Below are 3,430 nucleotides of genomic sequence, written 5' to 3'. Positions count from 1 at the left end.
AACATGGATCACGCGCAAAGGATCGTCAGGCGGGGCGTAATTCATATCCGTCATCGCGCGCAGCTGGTAGCACGGGCAAAGCCCAAGCACACCCCCTTTGCGCATCCACTTGGTACAAATATCCGGCCTTATGTATCAAACGCACCAACAGAATAGTAGCAAATCATGCCTGTGTGAATCCATAATGCGGCATGCAGGACAGAACCATAAACAACGCGCTGCTGGCGCTGTATCGCCAAGGTGGCGACGGCATGGAGCATGTAAGGGCGCTGATGGATTTGCGGGGGCTGAAACCGCAACGCTACTACCATCATGATCCGTTCAGGCGTGGCGAGTGTCGTAAGCTGGCGCTGGCGCTACTCAGCGAGGGTCCATGCACCAGCCCACAGCTTGCGGACAGGATACAGTCTGTAAAGCCGGACCTGAGCCGAAGGTGCGCCATCAACAGGGCATATATGGTGCTGGTGAGGCTTGAGGCGGGTGGGATTGTCATGCGAGATAATGGGCCGGATGGATGTTTGTGGCGGCTGGTTTAGTCTGTCCTGTTTGACATAGTGACCCAAGCCGCAAAAGCTCTGCGATCTTTCACGTTTGCCTTCGACAATTCCTTTATCGCCAATTCAGCCGCATCAATATCTGACATAACATCAAATCTGGTGTAAGAGCCGTTTGGGTTATAGTCGGCTGCGTGTCTTTTGATTTGAGATTGAACAAATTCGTTTCCAAAATCTTCAATTTCCTTTGGGAACCTCTTCATAACCTCTTGGTTTTTGCAGGCTTTCTTAGCTGTTGCATGGTTTACAGACCGATACGCTTGGCACCATGCGCTATGGCTGCGCTTTGAGCTAGTCCCCCCGATTAAGAGATCTGCGCAGTTTTTACACATGGCATGAAACAATGCATAATAAACGGTGCTAACAGCCCTTCGAAGGTCTGATTGACGCGGACGCCTTGCCCCGCCTGACTTCGCTAGTTTCCTAGCAGTCAGAATAAGGTCAGAGGGTTTCAGGCTGCAGCTCCGTTGGCCTCGTTGCCAGAAAGAAAAGACATGACGGGAAACATACTTACGCCCACTTCCGACAGTTTAGGACGCAAATATCTCAAGAAACTTGAGGTTGCACGTGCGTCTAGGCGGTCAGTTTCGGTTGCAAACACAACTTTAACTTTCATGATTTCGTCATCATCAGCATCAAAGTCTCTGGTGATTTCAATGCTCAAAATTGTAGCGTCGGGAAACCTTTCGGTTACCAAATTCGCCACAACTTCACGAACTTCAGCGCTAATTTCCACGTTTATCTCCACCTTTATGGCTTCACCTACTTAGTCGAGGTGTTGTCTAGAACTTAGGTGTTCGTGGTGAGAATGACAACAAAATGATTAAAGATCTGTTATGCCGCCCGCTGCCAGTAACCCTTCCAGTTGCGGCTGACAGGCGAACCCATCGCGTTCTGCACCAGCCCATAAGCCATCGAACCGTTATCCTTGCGGCGGTTGTCTTCCAGCCATGCGGCTTGGTTTGCGTACTGGTGAAGGTACTTCGGGCTGACGTGGTGGTGCTGGCCCTCAACCATCCGGCGAAGGCGTGAGAAGTAGCTTTCTGCCCAGTTGGTGTGCTTGCCGTGGTCGCTGTAAACTTCGCTGTGGTTCACGCGATCAACCGACCAGCCTGCATGAAGCATATCCCAGTGCGAAGCTTCATCGGCTGACAGGGTAGCCATGCGGCTGACGTTCTGATTGACCAGCGCCACGCCATCGGCTTCTGCCATGGTAACGATAGGCAGGGTGCGACCATGGCGCTCACGCATAACCACAACGACGCGGCGCTTGCCTGTCTGGTGCTGTTTCAGGCGGCGATCAACGCGATCTTCCTTGCGGTTCTCAGGGCGGATATGACCGCCGAAATACGCACCGTCGATTTCAATGTGACCGTCCAGAACTTCGCCGGTCTGGATTTCAGACGCCATCGCTTCGCGCAGCTTGTGGGCCAGAACGAAGGCGGTTTTGTATTGGCAGTCCAGATCACGCGATAGCTGGATCATGGAAACACCTTTGGAAGCGTTCACGGTAATGCAGATCGCGGCCAGCAGATCGACAAAAGCCATCTTGCGGCTGGCGAAGATGGTGCCAGACGTGACCGAAAACTGGTGGTGACAGCCCGCGCACTTGAACTTGCGGCGGGTGGCGATGGTGTAGGTTTTCCAGCTTCCGCACTGCGGGCAAACGGCCTCGCCATCGGTTTCTGCCCAACGCATCTTGCAGAACGTCGCATAGGCTGCATCTTCGCCATCTTTGTAGATTGTGCGAAGGCTCAGGGTGCGAGCGGCGGCTGAGAGAAGGAAGTGTTGGGCCATTGTACTATCTCCGTTACCTTAGTAACTTATATAGTACGTTGACGTATCCCATACAAGGGCATAAGTAACATAAATAGTACTTTTACTTACATGGGTGATACATGCCGGAGCAAACAGACTGGGAAATGAAGGCCGCGAACCTTCTAAAGGCAGAATTGAAACGCAAAAGTGTGACTTATGCGCAGTTGGCGGAGTTGATCGCGGATAAGGAAGTGAACATTCGCAACAAGCTTTCGCGCGGCAAATTCAGCGCTGCTTTTCTATTCCAGTGCCTTTCTGCTCTGAAGGTAGATGTTCTACATCTGTAGGAGCCTTCATAAGGTCAGCGTCATTTCGGCATTCGAAATATATTCCTGGCAATGAAACCGGAGACATTATGTTTATGACGACTGAACGCTCCGTCCTGTCCAAAAGTTCATAGCGGATTGGCGAAGCGTCATTGTTGCGCAAAATTATAGTTTCGGTTCCTGCTTCTTTATCGAATACGATGAAGAGCAACGTACCTGTTTTGCCGGGTTCAAGGTCATAGCGAAAAACGTTGAAGTTCTCGACCCTACGCAACGTTTTGCTGGCAGGGTCTCCGACGAGACGAAGCCTTGCAGGCATGCCGCCCCTAACTGGCTTTTGCCACGATGGGACAAACAATCTTTCGGATAAAATTGGTTTCAACTCCGTCCAAGCAAGCCAAGTAAACATTGAAACTGAAAATACCCAAAGCAATACCTCCCGATCAATCACGGCAAGCACCTTGCGCCAAGGGGCCGACGCCTCCCCGGCACCCAGAATATCTATTGGCAGATAGTACAGACCCAGAAGGGTAGCGCCAAAGACAATGGTTTTCCAGAAGCTTGCTATCAACCGCATACAGCACTATTGCCGCGATATTAGATTGTTGTGGAGTCCTAATCACGCATCACCACCAATCGCCTTGGTGCGTTTGATACATAAGGCCGGATATTTGTACCAAGTGGATGCGCTAAGGGGGTGTGCTTGGGCTTTGCCCGTGCTACCAGCTGCGCGCGATGACGGATATGAATTACGCCCCGCCTGACGATCCTTTGCGCGTGATCCATGTTGAT

The 3,430-nt window shown here is 51.6% G+C and carries 5 protein-coding genes; 1 reads left to right on the top strand and 4 read right to left on the bottom strand.

The genetic code is table 11. The features are described from left to right. Positions 1 to 128 precede the first annotated feature (128 nt). From WBC85_RS07770 to WBC85_RS07760, 3 genes are all read right to left on the bottom strand, one after another. The gene (locus WBC85_RS07770; RefSeq protein WP_424434859.1) at positions 129 to 314 is read right to left on the bottom strand and encodes a hypothetical protein; all 186 of its coding nucleotides are present in this window, start codon (positions 312 to 314) and stop codon (positions 129 to 131) included. Positions 315 to 1,005: 691 nt separating this feature from the next. Continuing rightward, positions 1,006 to 1,290: a hypothetical protein gene (locus tag WBC85_RS07765; RefSeq protein ID WP_424434856.1), complete on the bottom strand. Its 285-nt coding sequence runs from the start codon at positions 1,288 to 1,290 to the stop codon at positions 1,006 to 1,008. A 98-nt stretch (positions 1,291 to 1,388) separates the two neighbouring features. Then, on the bottom strand, positions 1,389 to 2,351 hold the full coding sequence (locus tag WBC85_RS07760; protein WP_424434853.1) for an IS1595 family transposase: 963 nt from the start codon (positions 2,349 to 2,351) through the stop codon (positions 1,389 to 1,391). A gap of 101 nt (positions 2,352 to 2,452) precedes the next feature. Between WBC85_RS07760 and WBC85_RS07755 the strand changes: the two genes are divergently transcribed. Next, positions 2,453 to 2,659 carry a DUF6471 domain-containing protein gene (locus tag WBC85_RS07755; protein ID WP_424434850.1) on the top strand — a complete coding sequence of 69 codons (207 nt, stop codon included), beginning with the start codon at positions 2,453 to 2,455 and terminating at the stop codon, positions 2,657 to 2,659. Here the strand turns inward: WBC85_RS07755 and WBC85_RS07750 are convergent. Beyond that, positions 2,598 to 3,215: a hypothetical protein gene (locus WBC85_RS07750; protein WP_424434862.1), complete on the bottom strand. Its 618-nt coding sequence runs from the start codon at positions 3,213 to 3,215 to the stop codon at positions 2,598 to 2,600. The genes WBC85_RS07755 and WBC85_RS07750 overlap by 62 nt on opposite strands. Positions 3,216 to 3,430: the final 215 nt, after the last annotated feature.

Origin of the sequence: Planktotalea sp., assembly GCF_049680325.1 — a bacterium.
GTDB lineage: Bacteria > Pseudomonadota > Alphaproteobacteria > Rhodobacterales > Rhodobacteraceae > Planktotalea.
This window is presented reverse-complemented; position numbering and strand designations above follow the sequence as displayed.

Bases quoted from the DNA above. Each gene is read 5' to 3' on its own strand.
- WBC85_RS07750 (WP_424434862.1), bottom strand. From the start codon at position 3,215: ATGCGGTTGATAGCAAGCTTCTGGAAAACCATTGTCTTTGGCGCTACC.
- WBC85_RS07770 (WP_424434859.1), bottom strand. From the start codon at position 314: ATGATGGTAGTAGCGTTGCGGTTTCAGCCCCCGCAAATCCATCAGCGC.
- WBC85_RS07755 (WP_424434850.1), top strand. From the start codon at position 2,453: ATGCCGGAGCAAACAGACTGGGAAATGAAGGCCGCGAACCTTCTAAAG.
- WBC85_RS07760 (WP_424434853.1), bottom strand. From the start codon at position 2,351: ATGGCCCAACACTTCCTTCTCTCAGCCGCCGCTCGCACCCTGAGCCTT.